Here is a 21,717-nt window from a genome sequence, read left to right as displayed (position 1 = left end):
TCCGTTCACCAGACGATCGTCCGGGACAGTCGAGTCACTGTCCCGATATCTCGACGATATATCGGTGACTGTCGACCGTCAACGCTCACCGATACACCGTCCACCACTGCCCGGCGCCCGGCCGATACGGTGCGGGGCATGGCCGGAGAACGAGACCTCGCGACACTGCTGCGCGACCTGCGCCCCCAGCTCAACCCGGGGCGGTACGTCTACTGCACGCTGCCCACCAAGGTGCCCGCCGGACTGCGGCCGGTGGCCACGGTCGCCGAACCCGAGGGGGTGACGGTGGTGGTCGCCCAGGAGGAGGCCGACGCGCTGGGCCTGCGCTACGCGTACGTCGCCGCCTGGATCACCCTGCGGGTCCACTCGGCGCTGGAGGCCGTCGGCCTGACCGCCGCCGTCGCCACCCGGCTGGCCGAGGACGGGATCAGCTGCAACCTGATGGCCGGCTTCCACCACGACCACCTCTTCGTCGCCGCCGCCGACGCCGACCGGGCCGTCCGGGCCCTGGAGGACCTCTCCGCCCGCGCCGCCGCCGACGGCTGACCGGACGGCTGACCGGACGGGCCCGCCGGGTGGCCGCCCCGCCGGGCGCCCCGGAGACTGGAGGGGCCGGGCACCCGCGCCCGGCCCCTCCCGCCCCTCCCCTCCCCTCCGCCCGGAAGGAAGTGCGCCGCCATGGCCATCTGCGTCACCTGCGGCAACGACTACTGGCTCGCCTTCGAGATCAAGACGATCACCGGCGACGTCTACACCTTCGACAGCTTCGAGTGCGCGATGGAGAAGCTCGCGCCGCGCTGCGAGCAGTGCACCGTCCGGATCGTCGGCCACGGCGTCGAGGTCGCCGGCATGTTCTTCTGCGGCGCCCACTGCGCCCGCGTCAGCGGCGGCCTCGGCGACCAGGTCCGCGACGCCGTCGGCACCCACCCGGGGTGATCCGGCACCACGACGAAGGCCCTCCGACCCGCTGTTTCGCAGGTCGGAGGGCCTTCGTTCAGATCGGCGACGGAAGAGTCGGCCTGTACGCCGGGTTTTGTCTCCCGGGCCGCTTGCGCGAGCCGGGGAGGCGGCCATCCATCTAGGGCTGCCGTTGCCGACAGCCTCGTGCGGTCTACCCGCGGACTCGGGCGAGCAGCCCTCAGGCATCCGCGCACGGCACCGTGAGGCGCCGATCTTGACCTTGCTCCAGGTGGGGTTTACCGAGCCGGCCGAGTCACCCCGGTCGCTGGTGGTCTCTTACACCACCGTTTCACCCTTACCCGTCGCCGAAGCGGCGGGCGGTCTGTTTTCTGTGGCACTGTCCCGCGGGTCACCCCGGGTGGGCGTTACCCACCACCCTGCTCTGTGGAGCCCGGACGTTCCTCGGCGGGCCCTGAGGACCCGTCGCGACCGCCCGGCCGGCTCTTCCGCCGTAGTGGTCATGGTAGCCGCTCGGGCGGGGCCTCCCGAACCCCGGGGCGGGTGAGGGGCGGGTCGCCGCCGAGGCGGGCGGCCACCCGGGTGGCGGTGGCGGTGCCCCAGTCGGAGGTGGTGACCAGGCCGAGGAGGCCGATCGTGGCGCCCAGGCCCGCCACGATGTACCAGCCCGCGTGGCTGGCCTGGGAGAAGCCGGCGGCGACCGTGCCGACCACCGCCGAGGTGACGACGGTGCCGATCACCGCGACGCCGAGCGACTGGCCGACCTGTCGGCTGGTGGAGGCGACGGCCGCGGCCACCCCCGCCTGGGCGCGCGGCATGCCGGAGACGGCGGCGTTGGTGATCGGCGCGTTCACGAAGCCGAAGCCGAAGCCGAACAGCCCGTACGCGGCCAGCAGCAGGCCCGGCGGGGAGTCCGCCGCCAGCCGGGTGAGCAGCAGGCCGCTGGCGACCAGGCCGAGGCCGGCCAGCACCAGCGGCACCCGCGGGCCCCGGGCGCCGACGATCCGGCCCGAGACCGGCGCGCAGACCAGCATCATCCCGGCCATCGGCAGCGTCCACAGGCCGGCCTCCACCGGGCTGTAGCCGCGGACGTCCTGGAGGTAGAGGGTGTTCAGGAAGAGGAAGCCGCCGAGCGAGGCGAAGGCGCAGACGGCCGTCACGGTGGCGCCGGTGAACGGCGCGCTGCGGAAGAACCGCGGGTCGACCAGCGGCTCGGCGACCCGCCGCTCCCACAGCGGGAAGGCGACCAGCGCGGCGAGCGCCGCCGCGGCGAGGCCGAGGATCAGCGGGGAGGTCCAGCCGTTCGCCGGGCCCTCGATGATCGCGCCGGTGCCGCAGCCGAGCAGCACCATCATCAGCAGCTGGCCCACCGGGTCCAGCCGGCGGGCCCGCGGCGCGCGCGACTCGGGGACGTAGCGGGCGGTCAGCAGGCAGGCCAGCAGGCCGACCGGAACGTTGATCAGGAAGATCGCCGGCCAGCCGGCGGCGTGCACCAGGAAGCCGCCGAGCAGCGGTCCGAGCGCCATCGAGATGCCGACCACACCGCCCCAGACACCGATCGCCCGGGCGCGCTCGCGCGGCTCGGTGAAGGTGTTGGTGATGATCGACATCGCCACCGGGTTGAGCATCGAGCCGCCGACCGCCTGCACCGCCCGGAACGCCACCAGCCACCCCAGGCCGGGCGCCAGGCTGCAGAGCAGCGAGCCGAGCACGAACACCAGCAGGCCGGTCTGGAACACCCGGCGGCGGCCGAAGCGGTCGGCCAGCGAGCCGAACAGCATCAGCAGCGAGGCCAGTACCAGGGTGTAGGCGTCGATGATCCACTGCAGGCCGGAGGCGGGGGCGTCCAGGTCCCGCTGGATCTGCGGGAGGGCGATGTTCACCACGGTGTTGTCGAGCCCGACGATGAACAGGCTCAGGCAGCAGATCGCCAGGATCAGCTGCCGGCGGCGCCGGTCGGGACCGGGGCCGGGGGACGGCGGACTCGCGGGGGTCGCGGGGGTCGCTTCGGGCACGGGTCGATCCTCCCACTGGGCCGGGCGTCGGGCGGTGACGAAGCGGCCCGTCCGGGTGGCGGGGCCGGCCCTCACGAGCCCGCCACCCGCCCGCACGCCGGGCGCCCGCCCCGAGGCCTCGGCGCCCCCCGGGGCGTCGGCACGCTCCTCGGTTCTCGGGTCCCGCTCAGGTCGGCGGCGGGGCGGTGGCCGGTGCGGCGGTGCGGCGGGGGCGGGGGGCGGCAGGTTGGTGGGAGCCGGCTGTTTTCCGGGGCGGGGGCCGGTTGCGTAGGGTGGCGGGGTCCGTGGGTGTGGAGTGTGGAGGAGTCCGTCGTGCTGGTGCTGTTGCCGCCCTCGGAGGGGAAGGCCGCGTCCGGGGACGGTACGCCGGTGGCGCTCGACGGCCTGTCGCTGGCCGGCCTGACGGCGGCCCGGGCGGAGGTGCTGGAGGCGCTGGTCTCGCTCTGCCGCGGGGACGAGGACGTCGCCGCCGAGGTGCTGGGCCTGAGCCCGGGGCTGCGCGGCGAGGTCGCGCGCAACGCGTCGCTGCCGACCGCGGGGGCGCTGCCGACCGGGCAGGTGTACACGGGCGTGCTGTTCGACAACCTCGGGCTGGCGACGCTGGACGAGGCCGCGTACGGCCGGGCCGAGCGGAGCCTGCTGGTCTTCTCCGGGCTCTGGGGCGCGGTGCGGATCGGTGACCGGATCCCGCCCTACCGCTGCTCGATGGGTGTGAAACTTCCCGGCCCGGGGGCGCTCGGCGCGTACTGGCGGCGCGCGATGGCGGACGTGCTGCCGGAGGCCGCCGACGGCCTGGTGCTGGACCTGCGCTCCTCCGCCTACGCGGCGGCGTGGAAGCCGGCCGGCGAGGTGGTCTCCCGGACGGCCACCGTGCGGGTGCTCCAGGAGCGGGACGGCCGGCGGACCGTCGTCAGCCACTTCAACAAGGCCACCAAGGGCCGGCTGGTCCGCGACCTGCTGGTGGCGGGCGCCGAGCCGAAGACCCCCGGCGAGCTGTTGGACGCGCTGACCGGGCTGGGCCACCGGGTGGAGGTCGCCGCGGAGGGCACCGCGCGCAAGCCGTGGCAGCTGGACGTGGTGGTCACCGAGGTGCACTGAGCGCACGGCGCACCGGGCGCACGGTGCGCGCCGGGGGCCGGTCGGATCGTCCGACCGGCCCCCGGCCCCCGGCGTTTCTCAGCGCAGGTGCCCGGTGTCGTTGAGCAGCCGCAGCGAGGCGTTGCCGTCCGTGTAGTACTGGACGGCGCAGAACGAGGCGGCGGACAGCTCCATCCGGTACAGCGAGTCCGGCGGGGCGCCGAGCGCCAGCCGGACCAGCGTCTTGATCGGGCTGACGTGCGAGACCACCAGCACGGTCTTGCCGGGGTGGCGGGCGAGGATCTTGTCCCGGGCCACCCCGACCCGGTGGGTGAGGGTGGCGAAGCTCTCGCCGCCCCCGGTCGGCCGGGCCTTGGTGGAGCCGAGCCAGGCGGTGAGGTCGTCCGGGTAGCGCTCCCGCGCCTCGGCGAAGGTCAGCCCCTCCCAGGCCCCGAAGTCGACCTCCCGCAGGCCCTCCTCGTACCGGACCTCCAGGCCCAGCCGGGCGGCGACGGCCTCCGCGGTCTGCCGGGTGCGCCGCATAGGCGAGGCGACCACGGCCTGGATCGAGCCCCGCGCGGCGAGCGCCTCGGCGGCCCGGTCGGCCTGCCAGCGGCCCTTCTCGGAGAGCTCCGGGTCGGTGCCGCCGCTGCCGGAGAACCGCTTCTCCGGGGTGAGGTGCGTCTCGCCGTGCCGGAGCAGGACGAAGGTGGTCGGGGTGCCGAGGTCCGCCGGGGCCGCCCAGCCCGCCTTGGGCGCGACGGTCTCCAGCGGCTCCGGCCCCCCGGCCGCAGCCGCCGCGGACGTGACGGCACCCGCGGACCCGGCGGCGGGCCTGGGCTCCCACTGGCGGCCGGCCTTGCCCGCGTCCATCGCCTCGTTGGCGAGCCGGTCGGCGTCCTTGTTCTGCTCGCGCGGGATCCAGCTGTACCGGACCCGCCCGCGCGGGAAGACCTCACGGGCCTCGGCGGCGAGCGGCTGCATGTCCGGGTGCTTGATCTTCCAGCGGCCGGACATCTGCTCCACGACCAGCTTGGAGTCCATCCGCACGTCCACCGAGGCGTCCGGGTCGAGCTCCCGGGCCGCGCGCAGCCCGGCGATCAGCCCCTTGTACTCGGCCACGTTGTTGGTCGCGTGCCCGATGAACTCGGCCGCCTCGGCGAGGAGCTGCCCGGTGTCGCCGTCGCGGACCACCGCGCCGTAGCCGGCCGGTCCCGGGTTGCCCCGGGACCCGCCGTCCGCCTCGACGACGAACCTGCGCGCCGCCACCGGATCAGACGCCGGAGTCGGCGGTCCGGACCAGGATCCGCGAGCAGTTCTCGCAGCGGACGACCTTGTCGGCCGGCTCGGCCTTGATGGAGTTGAGCTCGGTGATCGAGAACTCGGTGCGGCAGCCCTCGCAGCGGCGCTGGTAGAGCCGGGCCGCGCCGACGCCGCCCTGGGTCTCGCGCAGCTTGCTGTAGACCTTCATGAGGTCGGCCGGGATGACGGCGGCGACGGCCTCGCGGTCGCGCTTGACCTTCTCCGCCTCGGCGTCGATCTCGGCGAACGCGGCGTCGCGGCGGCCCTCGGCCTCGGTCAGCACGACGGTGGAGTGCTCCAGGCGCGCGGTCAGCTCGGAGACCCGGGTCTCGGCGGACTCCAGCCGCTCCATGACCTCCAGCACGACCTCCTCCAGGTCACCCTGGCGCTTGGCCAGCGAGCCGATCTCGTGCTGGAGGTTCTCCAGGTCCTTCGGCGAGGAGACCGCGCCGGAGTCCAGGCGCTGCTGGTTGCGGGCGGCCCGGGCGCGGACCTGCTCCACGTCCTGCTCGGCCTTGGTCAGCTCACGGGTGGTGTCGCCGTGCTGGGCCTGAGCGGCGACCACCAGGTCCTTGAGGGCGGTGTGGTCGGCGTTGACCTTGTCGATCTCGGCGTGCTCGGGCAGGCTGCGCCGCCGGTGGGCCAGCTGGTCGAGCTTGGAGTCGATGGCCTGGAGGTCGAGCAGGCGGATCTGGTCGGCGGGCGCGGCGTTCAAGCGGAGAGCTCCTGTGAATCGGGTCAGGCGGGGAAGGACATGGGGGCGTGCGCGGTCCACGGGTCGGTGACCGTTCCGGAGACCCGGGTCTCCACGGTCCAGCCGTGCGTCTCGGCGGCGCCGTGCAGCGCCCGCTCGGCCAGCGGCAGCCAGGGCCACTCGGTGGCCCAGTGCGCGGCGTCGACCAGGGCGACCGGCGCCGCCTCGGCGGCCTCGGAGGCCGGGTGGTGGCGCAGGTCGGCGGTCAGGTAGGCGTCCACGCCCGCCGCGCGCACCTCGGCGAACAGGCTGTCGCCGGAGCCGCCGCACACCGCGACCCGGCTGACCAGGCGGTTCGGGTCACCGGAGATCCGCACGCCGGCGGCGGTGGCCGGGAGCCCCCTGGCGACGTTCGCGGCGAACGCGGCGAGGGTCAGCGGGGGCTCCAGCAGGCCGACCCGCCCGGTGCCGCGCCGGCCCAGCGGGTCGGTCGGGTCCGGGACGAGCGGGCCGGTGACGGTCACGCCGACCGCCTCGGCGAGCGCGTCCGAGACGCCCGGGTCGGCGTGGTCGGCGTTGGTGTGGGCCACGTGCAGGGCGATCCCGTTGCGGATCAGGGTGTGCACGACGCGGCCCTTGAAGGTGGTCGCGGCGACGGTGGTGGTGCCGCGCAGGTACAGCGGGTGGTGGGTGACCACCAGGTCGGCCCCCCACGCGACGGCCTCGTCGACGACCGCCTGCACGGGGTCGACGGCGAACAGCACGCGGCGGACCTCGGCCTGAGGGTCTCCGCAGACCAGGCCGACGGCGTCCCAGGACTCCGCCCACTGCGGCGGGTACAGCTCTTCGAGGGCGGTGATGACGTCGGACAGTTTCGGCACCTGTCGAGACTACCGTGCGCGCGGGTGGCGGCGGTCCTCCCGGCTCCCCTCACCGCGCTCGCCCGGGGGCGGTGCACCGCTGCGGTCGGGGCGGACCGCAGCGGCGGTCGGGGCGGACCGCAGCCGCGGTCGGGGCGGTGCGCAGCGGCGGTCGGGGCGCACGGATGCGCGTCAACCCGCGGTTCGGCGGGCGCGGGCGGTCGGCGCGGCCCCGTTCGACCGGCGCGCGGGGGCGGTTCGCGCCGGGCGACGGGGCGTGCGCCGCGCACACCGGCCCGTTCGCACGAATTCGAAACGGCACCCGGATCACCCTTACGAGTGAAGTGACCGGCTTCGGATTGAGCATCCCTCGCTACCGAAAGTAACTTCACTTCTGCGAACGGGAGTTGCCCGACCAGGGGGTCGGGGAGGCGCTCCGCCGGACGTACGGGCCCAGGCGAGCAGGACGGACCGGGCCCGCGGCGGACGCGGCGGGGGCGGTGCCGACGGGTGTCGGCGGCCGCCGGGCAGCGCACCCGCGCACATCCGAGGAACCGATTTCAGGCCGTGGCCGCGCGCCCCGGTGCCGGAGCAGTGGGCACCGGAGGGGCACGCCGGCCCCAGACGAAGGGATGTGGTGGCGAATGGGGGCGGGCACATCGCTGCGTGCGGCCGGGGGGACGGACTCGGCGGGCCACGGGCCGGATGCGGCCGGCCGGTGGCCGGAGATGACGCGGACGGCGCTGGCCGCCGCCGGCGGCCGGGGAGGCGGCGGAGGCGGAGGCGACGGGGGCCGGGGAGGCGACGGAGGCGCGCGGACCGACGGGCAGGTCGGTTGGCGGGTCACCGTCGAGGGCTTCTGGTGCACGGCCAGGCCGTCCGCGGGCGAGCTGCCCGACGAGGGCTGGAAGCTCCACGTCAGCGCCGCCTCGGCGGTCGGCGGCGCGGTGCTCGCGGCCGTCACCGAGGTGCTCGCCGAGGACCCGTGCGCGTTCAAGTTCGCCGCCGGGCCGACGCAGCTCCACCAGCTCAACTCGCGCAACAGCGACCGGGGTTCCGCCGGGAAGTTCATCACCGTCTACCCCGCCGGCGAACCGCAGTTCCGGCGGCTGGCCGCCGCGCTGCACCGGGCCACCGACGGGCTGCCCGGTCCGGTGGTGCTCTCCGACCGCCCGTACCGGCCGGGCAGCCTCGTCCACTACCGGTACGGGGCGATCGCGGCCCGCGCCGAGCTGGGCAACGACGGCGGGTACCGGTCGATGCTGCGCGGGCCGGGCGGCGAGCGGGTGGAGGACGTGCGCGGCGCGGCGTACCGGTGCCCGCCGTGGGCGCGGGACCCGCTGGCCGCCGACGAGCCGGGGGCCTCGGTGGTCCCGGGGGCCTTGGGGGCATCGGGGGCTTCTGGGACCTCGGCGGCCGCTTCGGACGTGCCGAGGGGACGGAGCGGGTACGGCTCCGCGCCGGGGTACCGACCGGGTGTGGGCCGGCCGGTACCCCGGCGGCGCGGCAGCGGCGGGGTGCTGCTCGCCGGTCGGTACGTGGTCACCGGGGCGATCCGGCACGGCGCCAAGGGCGGCGTCTTCCTCGGCCGGGACACCGACGGCGGCGCCGAGGTCGTGGTCAAGCAGGCCCGCGCGCACATCGAGGTGGACCGCGCCGGCACGGACGCGCGCGCCGCGCTGCGGCACGAGGCCGCCCTGCTCGCCCGCCTGGAAGGTCAGGAACTGGCGCCGCGCCCGGTCGAGCTCGTCGAGCAGGACGACTCGCTCTTCCTCGTGCAGGAACGAATCGCCGGACAGCCGCTGGGCAGCTGGGTCGCGGCCCGGCTGCGCCGCGACGGCAGCCCCGACGTCGACTGGGCCGAGGCCGGACCGATGGCCCACGCCCTGCTCGACCTCGTCGAGCGGGTCCACGAGCAGGGCCTCGTGCTGCGCGACCTCTCCCCCGGCAACGTCCTCGTGCAGCCGGACGGCTCGCTGCGACTGGTCGACCTGGAGCTGGCCGCCGAGGCCGGCAGCCGCGCCGGCTCGGCCGGCACGCCCGGCTACCGGGCCCCCGAGCAGGGCCCCGGGCGGCTCGCGCTGGTCGTCGAGGACGGCGGCGCCCCGAGCGGCCCCACCGGGGACGGCGGCTTCGGGGACGGCGGCTTCGGGGACGGCAGCGCCGGGAAGGGCGCCGCGGCGCGGGGCCGACGGGTCGGCGGGCCGTTCGCGGGGCTGGCGGCGGGCCGCAGCGGCGACGGCGTCCGCACGGCGGAACCGGAGGCGGACCTGTACGCGCTCGGCGGGCTGTTCTTCCTGCTTGCCACCGGCCACGACCCGCTGCTGCCCGAGGACCTTCCGCAGGCCCGCCCGGTCGCCGACCGGCTGGGCCGCTGGCTCACCCTGGCCGCCCGCTGCGGCGGCACCGCCCGCCGACTCGCACCGGCCGTCCTCGGCCTCCGCGCCGAGGACCCGCGCCACCGCTGGAGCCCGGCCCGCGTACGGGCGTCCCTGGCCGGAGCGCCCGACCCGTGGCCGGAGGCGCCGGGGGCCGGGGAGGACGGGCCGATCGAGGCACCCTGTGGAAGAGGCGGGGTCGCCGTTTCCTTCTGGGACACGGGCGCCGCTCATCCTGGTGCCGTCCGGTGGATGCCGAGCCCCGACGGCGGGCACCGTCCCGCCGTGGCCCCGGTCCCTCACCGCGATGGCGACACTGCCGCCCCCTCCTCGTTCTGGGACACGCACGCCGAGGACGCCCGACAGATGCCGAGCCCCAACGCCGCGGAACTCTCCCCGGACGGCGGCCCGTCCTCCGCGCGCCGCCTGCGCTCCGGCGCCGCCTCCGCAAACGCGGCCCCGGAGCGGGGCCGGACCGCCGCTACGCCCCGCGCCGGCGGCGAGCGCGGACACGGTCCGGGCGCCGAGCACGAGGCGGCCGTCCTCGACCGGGTGCTGCACGACGGGCTGCGGCACCTCGCCGCCACCGCCACGCCGTCGCGGCGCGACCGGCTCTGGCCCGTGGTGCCGGCCGGCGAGCGGTCGGACCCGTGCAATGTGCAGCACGGCGCGGCCGGGGTGCTGGCGGTGCTCGCCCGGGCGGCCGCGACCACCGGCCTGCCGGAGGACGTCCGGGAGAGCGCCCGGACGACCGCCCGGACCGCCGCCACCTGGATCGAGCGCCGGTGCGCCGCCGAGCCGGTGGTCCTGCCCGGCCTGCACTTCGGCCGCTCGGGCACCGCCTGGGCGCTGCTGGACGCCGCCCGGGTGCTGGACGACCACGCCCTGACCGGCCGCGCGGCCGGGTTGGCGGCCCGGATAGCCGTCGAGTGGCCCAACCCGGACGTCTGCCACGGCGCTGCCGGTGCCGGCTTCCTCCAACTCCGTTTCGCGGCCGAGAAATCGGCCGAGGCGGCGCTCGACCCGGCCGCGTTCCTCGACCGGGCCGCACGCTGCGGCCACGGCCTGCTGGCCGCCGCGCGGCAGGCTCCGTACGGCACGGTGTGGCCGGTGCCGCAGGACTTCGACTCGGCGCTTGCCGGAATCACCCACCTCGGCTTCGCGCACGGTGTCGCGGGGGTCGGCGCGTTCCTGCTGGCCGCCGCCGGGGCCACCGGCGACCGCGCGCTGCTCGACGGAGCCGTCGCGGCGGGCCGCACGCTCGCCGTCACCGCCCGCCTCGACCCGGCCCCGAGCCACCCGGTCCCGGGGGGCCCGACCCCCGCCGGCCCGGCCGCCTGGTGGCCGCAGAGCGCCGACGACCCCGGACACGTCCGGCTCGCGCACTGGTGCAGCGGCTCCTCCGGCGCCGGAACCTTCCTCCTCCGGCTCTGGCGCGCGACCGGCGACCCCGACGCGCGCCGGCTGGCCCTGGCCGCCGGCCGGGCGGTGACCGCCGGACGCTGGCACAGCGGCACCACCGCGTGCCACGGCCTGGCCGGGAACGGCGAGTTCCTGCTCGACCTCGCCGAGGCCACCGGGGATCCCGAATTCCTCTCCAAAGCCGCCGAGTCGGCATCTCTCATCGCCGCCCGGTCGGCCCTCCGCGACGGCCTGCTGGTGCTGCCCGACGAGACCGGCACCGGGTCCGCCCCCGCGTACGGCACGGGAACCGCGGGTGCGCTGGCCTTCCTGCTGCGGTTGCGGCACGGCGGTCCGCGGCTCTGGGTGGACCCGCTCCCCCACGGCGGGCCGTCGACCGGGGCGGTGACGCCGTGAACGTGGCCACCCGCGCCATCACCCGGGCGCTGCGCCGGCTCAGTTTCGCCTTCGCCGCCGACGGCGGCCACGCCGCCTGCCTCGCCTCCGCGGCCGACGGCGGCTGGTACGTGGAGAGTTGGCACCTGCCGACGGACGGCCCCGCCGTCCCGGCCGGGCTGCACCTGCCGGGCAACCGCTTCGAGAGTTTCCGCTCGCAACTCGTCGCCCTGCCGGACGGTTCGGTGCTGGTCTGCCGGCACGACGGCGAACGGCACGACCTGGTAACGCTCCGCCCCGGCGCCGATCCCGACGGCCAACCCGTCACCGCCGAGCGGCCGTTGGCCACCCTGAGGATGCCGGGCCTGCGCCTCCTGCCGCTCCCGGCGGGTGCGCCGTCCGGCCCCGGGGCGCCGGTCGCCCTGGCCCTGGGCAGCGACACCCGTCCCGCCACCACCGTCTGGCTGGTGCGGGCCGACGGCTCCGCGCCGCAGCAGGTCGCCGAGATCCCGGGCCTGCACGGCGGCGGCGTCTGGCTGGACCGGGGCGGCGCGCTGCTGGCGCTCGACCGGGTACGCGACGGCCTGGTCCGCACCGTGGTGCTGGACCTGCGCAGCGGCACCGTCACTCCGCTGCTGGAGATCGGCGAGCGCAGCAACGACCGGCTGGTGCTGTTCGATCCGGACAGCCGGTTCGCGCTGGTGCGCAGCGACGCGCCCGGTACCGACCGGATCGGCTGGGGCGTGCTGGGCGGCGGCGAACCGCTGCGGTTCCCCGAAGCCCTGCACGTCGCGGGCATGTTCCTGCGCCCGGTGGCCATGCGGCCGGGCGCCGACGGGACCCGGGTGGCCGTCCAGATCGACCACGGCGCGGGCTGCTCGCTCGCCGTGTGGCGGCCGGCCGCCGGGCGGCTGGACCCGCTGCCCGTCCCGCCGGGACGGCTCGGCGCGGTGGGGCACTGGTCGGCGGGCGGGCTGCGGATGCCGTACTCGGCGCCCGACCACCCTGCCGCGCTCGCCACCCTGGACGTGGACGCGCTGCTGGCACACGGCCCGGCCGCCCCCGCGCCCGGCCCGGTCCCGGTACCGCTCCCCCTGCAACTGGCACCGCTCGGCTCCGGCCTGCCCGGGCCGTGGCGGGACACCGTCCTGCCCTGGCGGCCCGGCGCCGTCGGCCGTTTCAACTCCATCGCACCGCCCGACGGTTGGCGGATCGACGGATCCGCCGAGCCGGGCGACGGAGGTCGCTGGCATCCTGCCCAGAGCCTCGAACTCGCGGGACCTGCCGGACCGTTGGAAGCCGTGGTGTACGGCGGGGAGGCGTGGCTGAGCAGTCCGCACCTGGTGCTGGCGCTGCACGGAGGCCCGGCCGACGCCTGGCGACTGGAGTTCGACCCGGCGCTGCAGCGGATGGCGGCCGAGGGCCTTGCCGTGCTCGCGCCGAACCAACGCGGCTCCACGGGTTACGGGTTGGCGCACGCGATGGCCATCCGGGGCGCCTGGGGAGGTCCCGACCTCGACGACGTGCTGCACCTGCTGGAGGCCGTCGCCGGCCAGCGCGCCGCGCTCGGGCTGGAGCCGCCGGCCCTGTTCGGGGTCAGCTACGGCGCCTTCCTCGCCCTGCTGGCGGCGGCGCACGCGCCGGCCGGGCACGTGACGCGCTGCGCGGTGGTCGCACCGTTCCTGTCGGGCGCCCGTCTCCTGGCCGAAGCCGCCTCCCCCGTACGGGCGTTGACCACCCGGCTGGGCGGCGGCGAGCCGATCGCGGACGCCCGGGGGCCGCGCGACGTGCTCCAGCTCGCGCACCGGATCGACGCACCGCTGCTGATCGTGCACGGCGACCGGGACGAGGTCGTCCCGGTGAGCCAATCGCGTTCGCTGCGGCACGAGTTGCTGCGGATCGGGCGCACGGAGGGGGCGGACTTCCGCTACGTGGAGGCGGCGGGGTCCGGGCACGAGGTGCTGGCCGAGGAGGGCGGCGCGGTGCTGCACGAGCTGCTCGCGGCGTTCCTGCGCACCGGGCGCCCCGGGTAGCTCCCGGCTTCGGCGAAACCCATGGACTCCCGGGCCTGCACGGCCCGGGCCGCCCGGCCCTGCGCGGCCGGGACCACCCCGCGGCGGCGTACCGAGCCGCCCCGGGGAGCACCATCCTGCGCCCGTTCCGCAGGTCGCGGCGGGCGCGACCGTCAAGGGGAGGAACCCGATCATGGAGAACATGGTGGACTTCGAGACCGACCTCGCGGCCCTGCAGGAGCTGCCGGAGACCGAGTCCGTCGAGCTGACCGGCCACGGCGGCGGCTGCCAGTACACCTGTCTCATCCTGACCTGCCTGATCTTCACCATCAGCTAGTGGTGGCGATCGGCCGGTAGCGCACGCGCGAAGGTGCCGTTTTCGCCTGTCCGGACAGGCGAAGGCGGCACCTTGCCGTTCCGGCCGCTGTTCCGGCCGCTGTTGCGGCCCCGACCGGCGGGCCGTTCCGGCGACGGCTCCGACGACGGCTGGGGCGATGGCTGGGGCGACGGCTGGGGCGACGGCTGGGGCGGCGACTCAGGCGGCACGTCCGGGGTGGTCGGGGGCCGTGCCGTTCCCCGGGTGACCGCCGTGATCTCGATAGGATCTCGCCCGCCCCGGCGGTTAAGGTGGCGGCCGGGGCACGGGCCGCGACCACCGGCCACGCCCCGACCGCGCCCGCGATGTGCCGGCCGGGCGCCGAAACACCTGCACCCTCGCAAGGAAAAGACGATTCTGATGTCCGACACCCTCACCGACACCACCGGACCCGTCCACGGGACCGACGCCGACGAGACCACGGCCGAGGACACCGCGTTGCACGGCCGCCACCGCGGCCGGTCCGCCGCCGACGACAGCCCCGAGGCCGACCCGCACGGCCGTCACCGCGCCGCCGCCGGCGGCCAGGGCTGATCAACCGCGCGGTGAGGCCCGTCGGCGCGTCCGGCGGGCCTCACCGCGTTCGGTCCCGCGACGCTCAACCCGGCGTCACGACCGTCCGCAGCGCCTCGCCGCCGCGCATCTGCGCGAGCGCGTCGTTGACGTCCGCCAGCGCGACCCGGTGCGTGATCATCCCCGCCAGGTCGATCCGCCCGGCCCGCCACAGCTCCACCACGAGACCGACGGTGCGCGCCAGCGGCGCGCCGCCGTACAGCGAGGGCAGCAGGCGCTTCTCGTTGAAGAACAGCTCGCCCATGCCGAAGCTCGCGAGGTCGTCCTGCGCCCCGGCGCCGATCACCACGACGGCGCCGCCGCGCCGGGCCGCGCCGTAGCCGGCCCGGACGGTGGCCGAGCGGCCGACCGCCTCGAAGACGTAGTCGAAGCCGCCGCCCGGCAGGCCCTTCGCGACCGCCTTGAGCTCCTCGGGGGCGAGTGCCTCGGTCGCGCCGAAGGCGAGCGCCCGCTCGCGGCGGGAGACCACCGGGTCGACCACCGCGATCCGCCCCGCGCCGCAGACCCGCGCGCCCTGCACGGCCGCGACGCCCACGCCGCCGGCGCCGATCACCGCGACCGACGCGCCCGGCTCGACCTGCGCGGTGTGGACGGCCGCGCCGACGCCGGTGGTCACGCCGCAGCCGATCAACGCGGCCAGTTCGTACGGGAGGTCGGCGGGCACCGGGAGCACCGCGTCGCGCTCGACGACGACCTCCTCGGCGAAGGTGCCGGTGCCGTAGAAGCCGGAGGCCTCGCCGCCGCCGTCGGCGGTACTGTCAGCGCCGAAGCGGAAGTTGGGCGTGCCGAGCCGCCGCAGGCTGGCCACGCACAGGTGCGAGCGGCCGCGCTCGCAGTGCGCGCACCGGCCGCAGGGCGCCATCCAGCAGAGCACGACGCGGTCACCGACGGCCAGGTCCGTCACGCCCTCGCCGACCTCGACGACGTCCCCGGCGCCCTCGTGCCCGGGGACGAACGGCGCGGGCTGGGGCAGGACGCCGCTCATCGCCGACAGGTCGGAGTGGCACAGGCTGGCGGCGCGCAGCCGGACCCGCACCTTGCCGGGGCCGAAGCCCACGGTCTCGACGTCGTCGCGGACGTCGAGCGTCTCCTGACCGGTCTTGTACAGGATGGCTGCGCGCATGGGGCTGCTCCCGGGTCCGTCTCGGATCGCTGGTCGGGGCGATTCTGGCACGGCACGCCAGGCCCGAGTAGAACACGTTCCACTGGCGTCCCCTGGTCGGGGAAGGCACCGAAATCCGAGGGTTCCCCCCGGGCACGACGCCTGGCATGATCATCCGCCGTGCCGAACCCCGCCGCTCCGCCGCCCCCCTCCCCCGCGCCGCCGACGGCGTCGCCGTCCGCCCCCTCCGACCACCCCCGCGCCTGCCCGGCCTGCGCCGGCCCGGTCGACCCCGATCCCCGGTTCACCGCCTGGTGCCCGGCGTGCGAGTGGAACCTCGTCCCCGCCGAGGAGGCCGCCGAGGACTGCGCCAAGTCCGCGAAGGAGCTGGCCAGGGAACGGGCGGCGGCCGAGCGGACCGAGCGGCTGTTCGAGGAGGTCGCCGCCGGCCGCGCCGACACCACCCGCCGGGACTGGCTCGCCGCCTCGGCGCTCGCCGCGCCGGTCCACGCCGTCACCGTCGCCGTGGCGGGGGCGGCCGGCTGGCTGCTCGTCACCGGCAACACGCCGCTGCGCTGCCTGGGCGCCCTCCTCCTCGCCGTCGCCTTCCTGCTCCGTCCGCGGCTCGGCCGGGTGCCGAGCGGCACGGGCGTGCTGGGCCGGTCCGAGGCCCCCGCGCTGTACGGGCTGGCCGACCGGGTCGCCGCTGAACTCGGGGCGCCGCCGGTCGGGGTGATCCGGGTGACCGAGGACTTCAACGCGAGCATGGCGGTGGTCGGCCTGCGCCGCCGGTCGGTGCTCACGCTGGGCCTGCCGCTCTGGGAGGCGCTGGACGACCGGCAGCGGATCGCGCTGCTCGGGCACGAGTTCGCGCACCACGTCAACGGCGACAACCGGCGCGGCCTGTGGCTCGGGTCGGCGATGCGGGCACTGGCGCACTGGTACGACCTCGCCCGGCCGGCCGAGCGGACCCGGGGCGGGTACGGCGCGGTCGCGCTGCTGTCGCTGATCGGGGACTACCTGGGCAACGCGTTCCTGTACCTCGTCAGCCGGCTGCCCTACCGGGCCTACCTGCTGCTCGACCGGCTCACGGCCCGCGCCGGGCAGCAGGCCGAGTACCGGGCCGACGAGCTCGGCGCCCGGGTCGCGTCCACCGAGGCGGCGCGCGCGATGCTGGGGTCGCTGCTGCTCGGTTCGGCGGTCGGGACGGTGACCATGCGACTGCGCGCCGAGATCCAGTCACGGCCCCAGTCGCGGTCCCGGTCCGGCCAACGAGAGGCCGCTCCGGGGCCGGACGTCACCGACCTCTGGCCGCAGCTGCGCGAGCACCTGGCCGCGATCCCGCCGCTGGAGCGCGAGCGGCTGCTCCGCCGCTCGCGGCGGTACGGCCACACCGTGGACGCCTCGCACCCGCCGACCCACCTGCGACTGGCGCTCCTCGCCCGGCACGCGCCGCTCCCGGCAGCCGTCACGTGCCCACCGGCCGAGGCCGCCGCCATCACCGCAGAACTCGCCCCGCACCGCACCCGCATCGCCCGCACCCTCCTCGCCGGCTGAACACGAGTGCCGCCCCGGAGTAGGAAGTCGGCCGGTCCGACTTCCTACTCCGGGTTGCTTCGCAGCGGGCTGCTGCGCGGAAGGAATATGTCGACCGGTCTACTGATTACGAGGCAAATATCTAGACCGGCCTACATATTCTGATGCGGGGTCAGGACGGGAGAAGCGGTCGGGGCGGGAGGACGGAGCACCCCGGGGGCGGGGGCGCGGGGCGGAACGGGGTCGGCCGGGGACGGGGGGCGCGAGGGGACCGGGGAAGGGGCCGAGGCGGGCGGACGGCGTCCCCCCGGGGGTGGGCGCGCGAGGCGGGGTGAGGCGGCGGGCCGGGGGCGAGGGACCGGAGAAGGGGGCCGGGGCGGGAGGACGGCGCACCCCGGGGGCGGGGGCACGGGGCGGGGTGGGGCGTACTGTCGAGTAGGGTCCGACGGCGAGCAGGAACACCGGAACACCCGTCGAGGAGCAGCACCATGTCCGACCTCCTGGAGACCACGCGCCCCCGGCCCGAGGTGCTGGCCGCGTTCGAGGGCGCGACCGGGTTCATGCCCGTCGACGAGGGCCTCGCGCTGTACGCCGCCGCCGTCGCCGCCGCGCGCCGGACCGGGCTGCCGGTGCTGGAGATCGGCACCTACTGCGGCCGCTCCGCGATCCTGCTGGCCGCCGCCGCCCGGGAGGCCGGCACCGTGGCGCTGACCGTCGACCACCACCGCGGCTCCGAGGAGCAGCAGCCCGGCTGGGAGTACCACGACCCGACGCTGGTCGACCCCGAGGTCGGCCGGATGGACACCCTCCCCCGGTTCCGCCGCACCCTGCACGCGGCCGGGCTGGAGGAGCACGTGGTCGCCCTGGTCGGCCGCTCGCCGCAGATCGCGGCCCTGTGGGGCGGCCGGCTCGCCCTGGTCTTCATCGACGGCGGCCACACCGACGAGCACGCGACCGCCGACTACGAGGGCTGGGCGCCGCACCTCGCGCCCGAGGGCCTGCTCGTGGTCCACGACGTCTTCCCCGACCCCGCCGACGGCGGCCAGGCGCCCTACCGGGTCTACCTGCGGGCGCTGGCCGAGGGCTTCGAGGAGGTCTCGGTGACCGGTTCGCTGCGCGTCCTGCGCCGCCGCACCGCCGGCTGAGCCCGGGCCCGCCGGGGTGTGTCCGGAATGAGCCGACCCTCCCCACGGTCGACCACGGATGCTCTAACGTCGTGCCGGGGCAGCCGGGCGGGGGGCGCGAACGGTACGGTGTGCGCGCGGTCGCGGACGCCCGCGATCGCGGCACGGCCGCATGACACCAGCAGAACATCCGGGCGGGAGCACCCGGGCCGACCGTGGGGGCCAGCACAGATGACGGACCAGCAGAACACCGCTCCGGCGGTCTGGGACCCGACCGCCCGGGGCGGTGCGGGCGGCTGGGTGCGCGGTCCCCAGCAGCCCTCCGCCCCCACCGCTCCCGCGACACCCGCCGGACCGCCGGCCGCTCCCGCCGGCCCCCCGGCCACGCCGCCGCTCCCCCCGCGGTCGCCGGCCGGACCGCCCGCCGACGACGCCCCGACGACCCTCATCCCCCAGCCGGTCCCGCCGCGGCCCGCCGCCCCCGGCTCGCTGCCGCCCCGGACCGCCCCGGCGTTCCCGCAGGCCGCCCCGGCCGCCGACCCGCCCTACGGCGCGCCCCACCACCCGCAGCAGCAGGCCGCGTTCCCGCCCCCGCCCGCGCAGGGGTACGGCGGCCAGGCCCCGTACGGCCAGCCCGGCTACGGCCAGCCCGGCTACGGTCAGACCGACTACGGCCAGAGCGACCACGGCCGGCCCGGCTACGAGCAGGCGCCCCCCTACCCCCACCCCGGCCACCCCGGTCATCCGGGCCACCCGGGCCACGCCGGCCACCCCCCGTACGACTACCCGACCGGCTACGCGGAGCCCGACGACGAGGACGGCGGCGCCGGCAGCAGGCGCGCGCCCCTGCTGATCGCCTTCGCCCTCCTCTTCGTCCTCGCCCTCGGCGGCGGCATCCTCTGGGCGGTCCGGGACAAGGGCTCCAGCAGCGACCAGGCCGCCACCCCGACCCCGTCCACCGCCGCCACCGGCAGCGCGAGCGCGTCCGGCAACCCGCCGCCCGCCCCGGCCCCCGGCGGTTCCGCCGGTGCGCCGACCCCGGGCGCGTCCGACACCGCGGCACCGAGCGCCACCCCCGGCCCGACCGGCGCCGCCGGCGGCCCCAACGCGCAGACCCAGGCCAAGGCCCTGGACGAGCTGCTCAACCAGGGCGAGAGCGCCAAGTCCCCGATCGGCAACGCGGTCGCCAAGGTGAACAGCTGCCCGGCCAAGCCCGAGATCGAGGCCTCCGCGCAGACCTTCGACAACGGCGCCAAGCAGCGCGACCAGCTCCTCGCCAAGCTGGCCACCCTGAGTGTCACCGACCTGCCGGGCGGCGCGGACGCCGTACAGTCACTGAAGTCCGCCTGGCAGCTGTCCGCCGACATCGACCGGGCGTACGCGAGCTGGGCCCGGACGGTCGCCACCCAGGGCTGCTCGGGCTCCGCCCCGAACACCGCCGACAAGAAGCGCGCCGACGAGCTCAACCCGCAGGCCACCCAGGCGAAGAAGGACTTCGTCGCGAAGTGGAAGGCGATCGCCGACCAGTTCGGACTCACCGCCCGCACCCAGGACCGGATCTGAACCACCCGTGACTCGCACCACCCACCACCCGGCCGAGCCGGTCGAACCGATGGACCCGATCGACGCCGCGCTCCCCGGGGACACCGCCGCCCCCGGGACGACACCGCCCGGCACCGCCGCCCGGTCCACCCGCCCACGCCGCCGCTCCGCGCTGCGGCGCACCGTGACCGTGGTCGGAGTGCTGGCCCCGCTCGGCCTGGCCGGCTGGCTCGGCTGGCAGGCCGTCGGCAGCCCCGACCAGGGCACCCCCGACGCCGCACCACCGCCCACCGCACCGAACACCGCGGGCCGGAACACCGCCGCCCCGAACGCCGTCACCCCGAACACCGGCCCCGCCACCGGCACCGCCGCGCCGGGCACCGGCACCCCGGACGCCGCCACCCCCGGGACGACGGCCCCCGGCGCCCCCGCCGACCCCGCGCTCCCCGTCCCGGCCCCCGGCGCCCCCGCGGCCGCCGCCCTCACCGGCCGCACCGTCGTGCTCGACCCGGGCCACAACACCGGGAACTCCGCCCACACCGCCGAGATCAACCGCAAGGTCGACATCGGCACCGCCCGCAAGGAGTGCGACGCCACCGGCACCGCCACCAACGCCGGCTACACCGAGGCCGAGTACTCCCTGGACGTGGTCCGCCGGGCCCGCGCGATCCTCACCGCCCGGGGCGCCACCGTGGTGCTGGTCCACGACGGCGACCGCCCGTGGGGACCGTGCATCGACGAGCGCGCCCGGGCCGGCAACACCGCCCACGCCGACGCGGCGGTCTCGGTGCACGGCGACGGCGGCCCGGCGAGCGGCAGCGGCTTCCACGTGATCATGCCCGCCAAGGTGGTCGCCGGGAAGGCGGACACCTCGGCGATCGTCGACCCCTCGCGCCGGCTCGGCCTGCTGCTGCGCGAGAACTTCCGGGCGGCGACCGGCGAGCCGTACGCGGACTACACCGCGAGCCAGGGCCTGGACACCCGCTCCGACCTGGGCGGACTGAACCTATCGACCGTCCCCAAGGTGTTCATCGAGTGCGGTAACATGCGCAACCCGACGGACGCCCGCCGGATGACGGATCCTCAGTGGCGCCAACAGGCCGCCCAGGGGATCGCCGACGCGCTGACGGCGTTCCTGACCACCCGGTAGGAGCACCGCCGGAGCCCGGCGGCCGAGGTCGGAACCGCGCGGTTTGCAACGACTTCGCCCCATTGCCGTGCCCTGCCGTGCACCGGCGCGGGCGTTGGCCCTAGGCTTCTGGTCCGTTCGGGGTTTTCCGGCCGGTCAGCCGACCGGGCGGGCGCCGACAGCACACCGGCCGAGCGCCGACATCGAAAACCGCCGACCACGACACACCAACGAGGGGAACGTTAGTGAATCTGCGCGCTCTCACCAAGGGAGACGCCGCCGTCGCAGGTGCGGCCGTCCTGCTCTTCATCGCCTCCTTCCTGCCGTACTGGACCGTCGACTGCAAGGGCAAGTACTGCGGCGACACCTCGACGAACGCCTGGGACAGCGTCCTGTTCCCCGTCCTGCCCTCGGTCTTCCTGCTCGGCATCCTCGCCGCGGCCCTGATCCTGGTCCAGCGCTTCCAGGGCCAGGCGGCCGCGAACCGCCAGATCCTCGGCCTGCGCCTGGACCAGTGGGGCATCGCCTTCTCGGTGGCCGCGCTCTGGGCCGCGCTGTGGTCGCTCGGCGGCGGCCTGGAGGGCATCGACCACGGCATCGGCGCCTGGCTCGCCGTCATCGCGCTGATCGTGCTGGCCGGCGCCGCCGCCGGCGGTCAGCTGCTCCCGGTGCTCAAGACGCCGCTGGTCACCGACCGCCCGGCCGCCCCGGCCGCCTTCCCGGCCGGCGGCTACCCCGTCCCGGGCCAGGCCGGTCAGCCCGGCCAGCAGGGCCACTACGGCTACCCGGGCCCGGGCCAGGACCCGAACCAGGCGCCGTCCCCCGCGTTCGGCGGCCAGCCCTCGGGCTACGGCTACCCGGCCCCGCAGGGCGGCCAGCCCGCCCCGGGCCAGCCGCAGGACGTCGCCGCCCAGCAGAGCGCGGCCGCGCAGGCCGCCGAGGCCGAGGCCGCCCGCCAGGCCGCCGCCCAGCAGACCGCGCAGCCGAAGGCGGCCGCGCAGGCCGCCGACTTCGCGCCGTTCTGGTTCGCCGTCCCGGCCCCGCGCCAGCTGGCCCCGAAGGACAACCCGGTCGGTGCGCCGGTCGGCGAACTCGTTCCGGGCACCTGGTACCTGGCCGTCGAGCAGCGCGGCGCCGCGCTGGTCGCCCAGCTGCAGGACGGCACCCAGGGCCTGCTGGCCGACACCTCGGGCATCCAGCGCGGCTGATCCCGCGGGGCGCGGCACGCCGCCCGCGCCGCCGACGGCGAAGGGGTGGGACCGGAGAGATCCGGTCCCACCCC

Annotated in this window: 17 protein-coding genes and 1 other RNA gene; 12 read left to right on the top strand and 6 right to left on the bottom strand. The window is 76.5% G+C overall.

What is annotated here, in order from left to right:
• The first annotated feature begins 138 nt into the window (after window positions 1-138).
• Both ACFVFS_RS27360 and ACFVFS_RS27355 read left to right on the top strand, forming a co-directional pair.
• A complete protein-coding gene (locus tag ACFVFS_RS27360) occupies window positions 139-546 on the top strand; it encodes an ACT domain-containing protein (RefSeq protein WP_380627362.1) in 408 nt (135 codons plus the stop codon).
• 132 nt (window positions 547-678) lie between these two features.
• Window positions 679-936, top strand: a complete 258-nt coding sequence (locus tag ACFVFS_RS27355) for a Prokaryotic metallothionein (RefSeq protein ID WP_376084335.1) — start codon at window positions 679-681, stop codon at window positions 934-936.
• Between the two features lie 70 nt (window positions 937-1,006).
• Here the strand turns inward: ACFVFS_RS27355 and rnpB are convergent.
• Both rnpB and ACFVFS_RS27345 read right to left on the bottom strand, forming a co-directional pair.
• An RNA gene (gene rnpB / locus ACFVFS_RS27350) (RNase P RNA component class A) lies at window positions 1,007-1,405 on the bottom strand.
• 13 nt (window positions 1,406-1,418) lie between these two features.
• Window positions 1,419-2,933, bottom strand: a complete 1,515-nt coding sequence (locus ACFVFS_RS27345; RefSeq protein WP_380627361.1) for an MFS transporter — start codon at window positions 2,931-2,933, stop codon at window positions 1,419-1,421.
• Window positions 2,934-3,245: 312 nt separating this feature from the next.
• Between ACFVFS_RS27345 and yaaA the strand changes: the two genes are divergently transcribed.
• Window positions 3,246-4,031 carry a peroxide stress protein YaaA gene (yaaA, locus tag ACFVFS_RS27340; protein ID WP_380627393.1) on the top strand — a complete coding sequence of 262 codons (786 nt, stop codon included), beginning with the start codon at window positions 3,246-3,248 and terminating at the stop codon, window positions 4,029-4,031.
• 78 nt (window positions 4,032-4,109) lie between these two features.
• Here the strand turns inward: yaaA and ACFVFS_RS27335 are convergent, their stop codons facing one another.
• From ACFVFS_RS27335 to ACFVFS_RS27325, 3 genes are read right to left on the bottom strand one after another with little or no spacing between them, the layout of a single operon-like run.
• Complete coding sequence (locus ACFVFS_RS27335) at window positions 4,110-5,279, bottom strand: bifunctional RNase H/acid phosphatase (protein WP_380627360.1); 1,170 nt, start codon at window positions 5,277-5,279, stop codon at window positions 4,110-4,112.
• A gap of 4 nt (window positions 5,280-5,283) precedes the next feature.
• Window positions 5,284-6,027 (bottom strand): zinc ribbon domain-containing protein, encoded by a 744-nt coding sequence (locus tag ACFVFS_RS27330; protein ID WP_380627359.1) that lies wholly within the window; start codon window positions 6,025-6,027, stop codon window positions 5,284-5,286.
• 23 nt (window positions 6,028-6,050) lie between these two features.
• Window positions 6,051-6,887, bottom strand: a complete 837-nt coding sequence (locus ACFVFS_RS27325) for a Nif3-like dinuclear metal center hexameric protein (RefSeq protein WP_380627358.1) — start codon at window positions 6,885-6,887, stop codon at window positions 6,051-6,053.
• 707 nt (window positions 6,888-7,594) lie between these two features.
• On the opposite strand from ACFVFS_RS27325, the gene ACFVFS_RS27320 reads away from it, so the two are divergent.
• From ACFVFS_RS27320 to ACFVFS_RS27305, 4 genes are all read left to right on the top strand, one after another.
• The gene (locus tag ACFVFS_RS27320) at window positions 7,595-11,062 is read left to right on the top strand and encodes a lanthionine synthetase LanC family protein (RefSeq protein ID WP_380627357.1); all 3,468 of its coding nucleotides are present in this window, start codon (window positions 7,595-7,597) and stop codon (window positions 11,060-11,062) included.
• Entirely contained in the window at window positions 11,059-13,074 is a 2,016-nt protein-coding gene (locus ACFVFS_RS27315) for an alpha/beta fold hydrolase (RefSeq protein WP_380627356.1), read from the top strand. Before ACFVFS_RS27320 ends, ACFVFS_RS27315 begins: the two co-directional genes overlap by 4 nt.
• A gap of 172 nt (window positions 13,075-13,246) precedes the next feature.
• A complete protein-coding gene (locus tag ACFVFS_RS27310; RefSeq protein ID WP_153882823.1) occupies window positions 13,247-13,390 on the top strand; it encodes a VenA family class IV lanthipeptide in 144 nt (47 codons plus the stop codon).
• Window positions 13,391-13,789: 399 nt separating this feature from the next.
• A complete protein-coding gene (locus ACFVFS_RS27305) occupies window positions 13,790-13,963 on the top strand; it encodes a hypothetical protein (protein WP_380627355.1) in 174 nt (57 codons plus the stop codon).
• A gap of 64 nt (window positions 13,964-14,027) precedes the next feature.
• Here ACFVFS_RS27305 and ACFVFS_RS27300 read toward each other — a convergent pair whose 3' ends face one another.
• Window positions 14,028-15,125: an alcohol dehydrogenase catalytic domain-containing protein gene (locus ACFVFS_RS27300; protein ID WP_380627354.1), complete on the bottom strand. Its 1,098-nt coding sequence runs from the start codon at window positions 15,123-15,125 to the stop codon at window positions 14,028-14,030.
• Window positions 15,126-15,284: 159 nt separating this feature from the next.
• Between ACFVFS_RS27300 and ACFVFS_RS27295 the strand changes: the two genes are divergently transcribed.
• The 5 genes from ACFVFS_RS27295 to ACFVFS_RS27275 all read left to right on the top strand — a co-directional run bounded on the left by ACFVFS_RS27295 (window position 15,285) and on the right by ACFVFS_RS27275 (window position 21,643).
• Window positions 15,285-16,661, top strand: a complete 1,377-nt coding sequence (locus ACFVFS_RS27295) for a M48 family metalloprotease (RefSeq protein ID WP_380627353.1) — start codon at window positions 15,285-15,287, stop codon at window positions 16,659-16,661.
• 467 nt (window positions 16,662-17,128) lie between these two features.
• Window positions 17,129-17,785 (top strand): class I SAM-dependent methyltransferase, encoded by a 657-nt coding sequence (locus ACFVFS_RS27290; protein WP_380627352.1) that lies wholly within the window; start codon window positions 17,129-17,131, stop codon window positions 17,783-17,785.
• A gap of 210 nt (window positions 17,786-17,995) precedes the next feature.
• Window positions 17,996-19,327: a hypothetical protein gene (locus ACFVFS_RS27285; protein ID WP_380627351.1), complete on the top strand. Its 1,332-nt coding sequence runs from the start codon at window positions 17,996-17,998 to the stop codon at window positions 19,325-19,327.
• A 7-nt stretch (window positions 19,328-19,334) separates the two neighbouring features.
• The gene (locus tag ACFVFS_RS27280; protein WP_380627350.1) at window positions 19,335-20,456 is read left to right on the top strand and encodes an N-acetylmuramoyl-L-alanine amidase; all 1,122 of its coding nucleotides are present in this window, start codon (window positions 19,335-19,337) and stop codon (window positions 20,454-20,456) included.
• A gap of 224 nt (window positions 20,457-20,680) precedes the next feature.
• Complete coding sequence (locus ACFVFS_RS27275; protein WP_380627349.1) at window positions 20,681-21,643, top strand: hypothetical protein; 963 nt, start codon at window positions 20,681-20,683, stop codon at window positions 21,641-21,643.
• Window positions 21,644-21,717 lie beyond the last annotated feature (74 nt).

Origin of the sequence: Kitasatospora sp. NPDC057692, assembly GCF_042799475.1 — a bacterium.
In the GTDB taxonomy this organism is placed as follows: domain Bacteria; phylum Actinomycetota; class Actinomycetes; order Streptomycetales; family Streptomycetaceae; genus Kitasatospora.
The sequence above is the reverse complement of the archived record's forward strand: the minus strand, read 5'-3'. Positions and strand labels throughout refer to the sequence as shown.

Coding starts and splice junctions, on each gene's coding strand:
- ACFVFS_RS27360 (WP_380627362.1), top strand. CDS start 139: ATGGCCGGAGAACGAGACCTCGCGACACTGCTGCGCGACCTGCGCCCC.
- ACFVFS_RS27355 (WP_376084335.1), top strand. CDS start 679: ATGGCCATCTGCGTCACCTGCGGCAACGACTACTGGCTCGCCTTCGAG.
- ACFVFS_RS27320 (WP_380627357.1), top strand. CDS start 7,595: ATGACGCGGACGGCGCTGGCCGCCGCCGGCGGCCGGGGAGGCGGCGGA.
- ACFVFS_RS27310 (WP_153882823.1), top strand. CDS start 13,247: ATGGAGAACATGGTGGACTTCGAGACCGACCTCGCGGCCCTGCAGGAG.
- ACFVFS_RS27305 (WP_380627355.1), top strand. CDS start 13,790: ATGTCCGACACCCTCACCGACACCACCGGACCCGTCCACGGGACCGAC.
- ACFVFS_RS27300 (WP_380627354.1), bottom strand. CDS start 15,125: ATGCGCGCAGCCATCCTGTACAAGACCGGTCAGGAGACGCTCGACGTC.
- ACFVFS_RS27290 (WP_380627352.1), top strand. CDS start 17,129: ATGTCCGACCTCCTGGAGACCACGCGCCCCCGGCCCGAGGTGCTGGCC.
- ACFVFS_RS27285 (WP_380627351.1), top strand. CDS start 17,996: ATGACGGACCAGCAGAACACCGCTCCGGCGGTCTGGGACCCGACCGCC.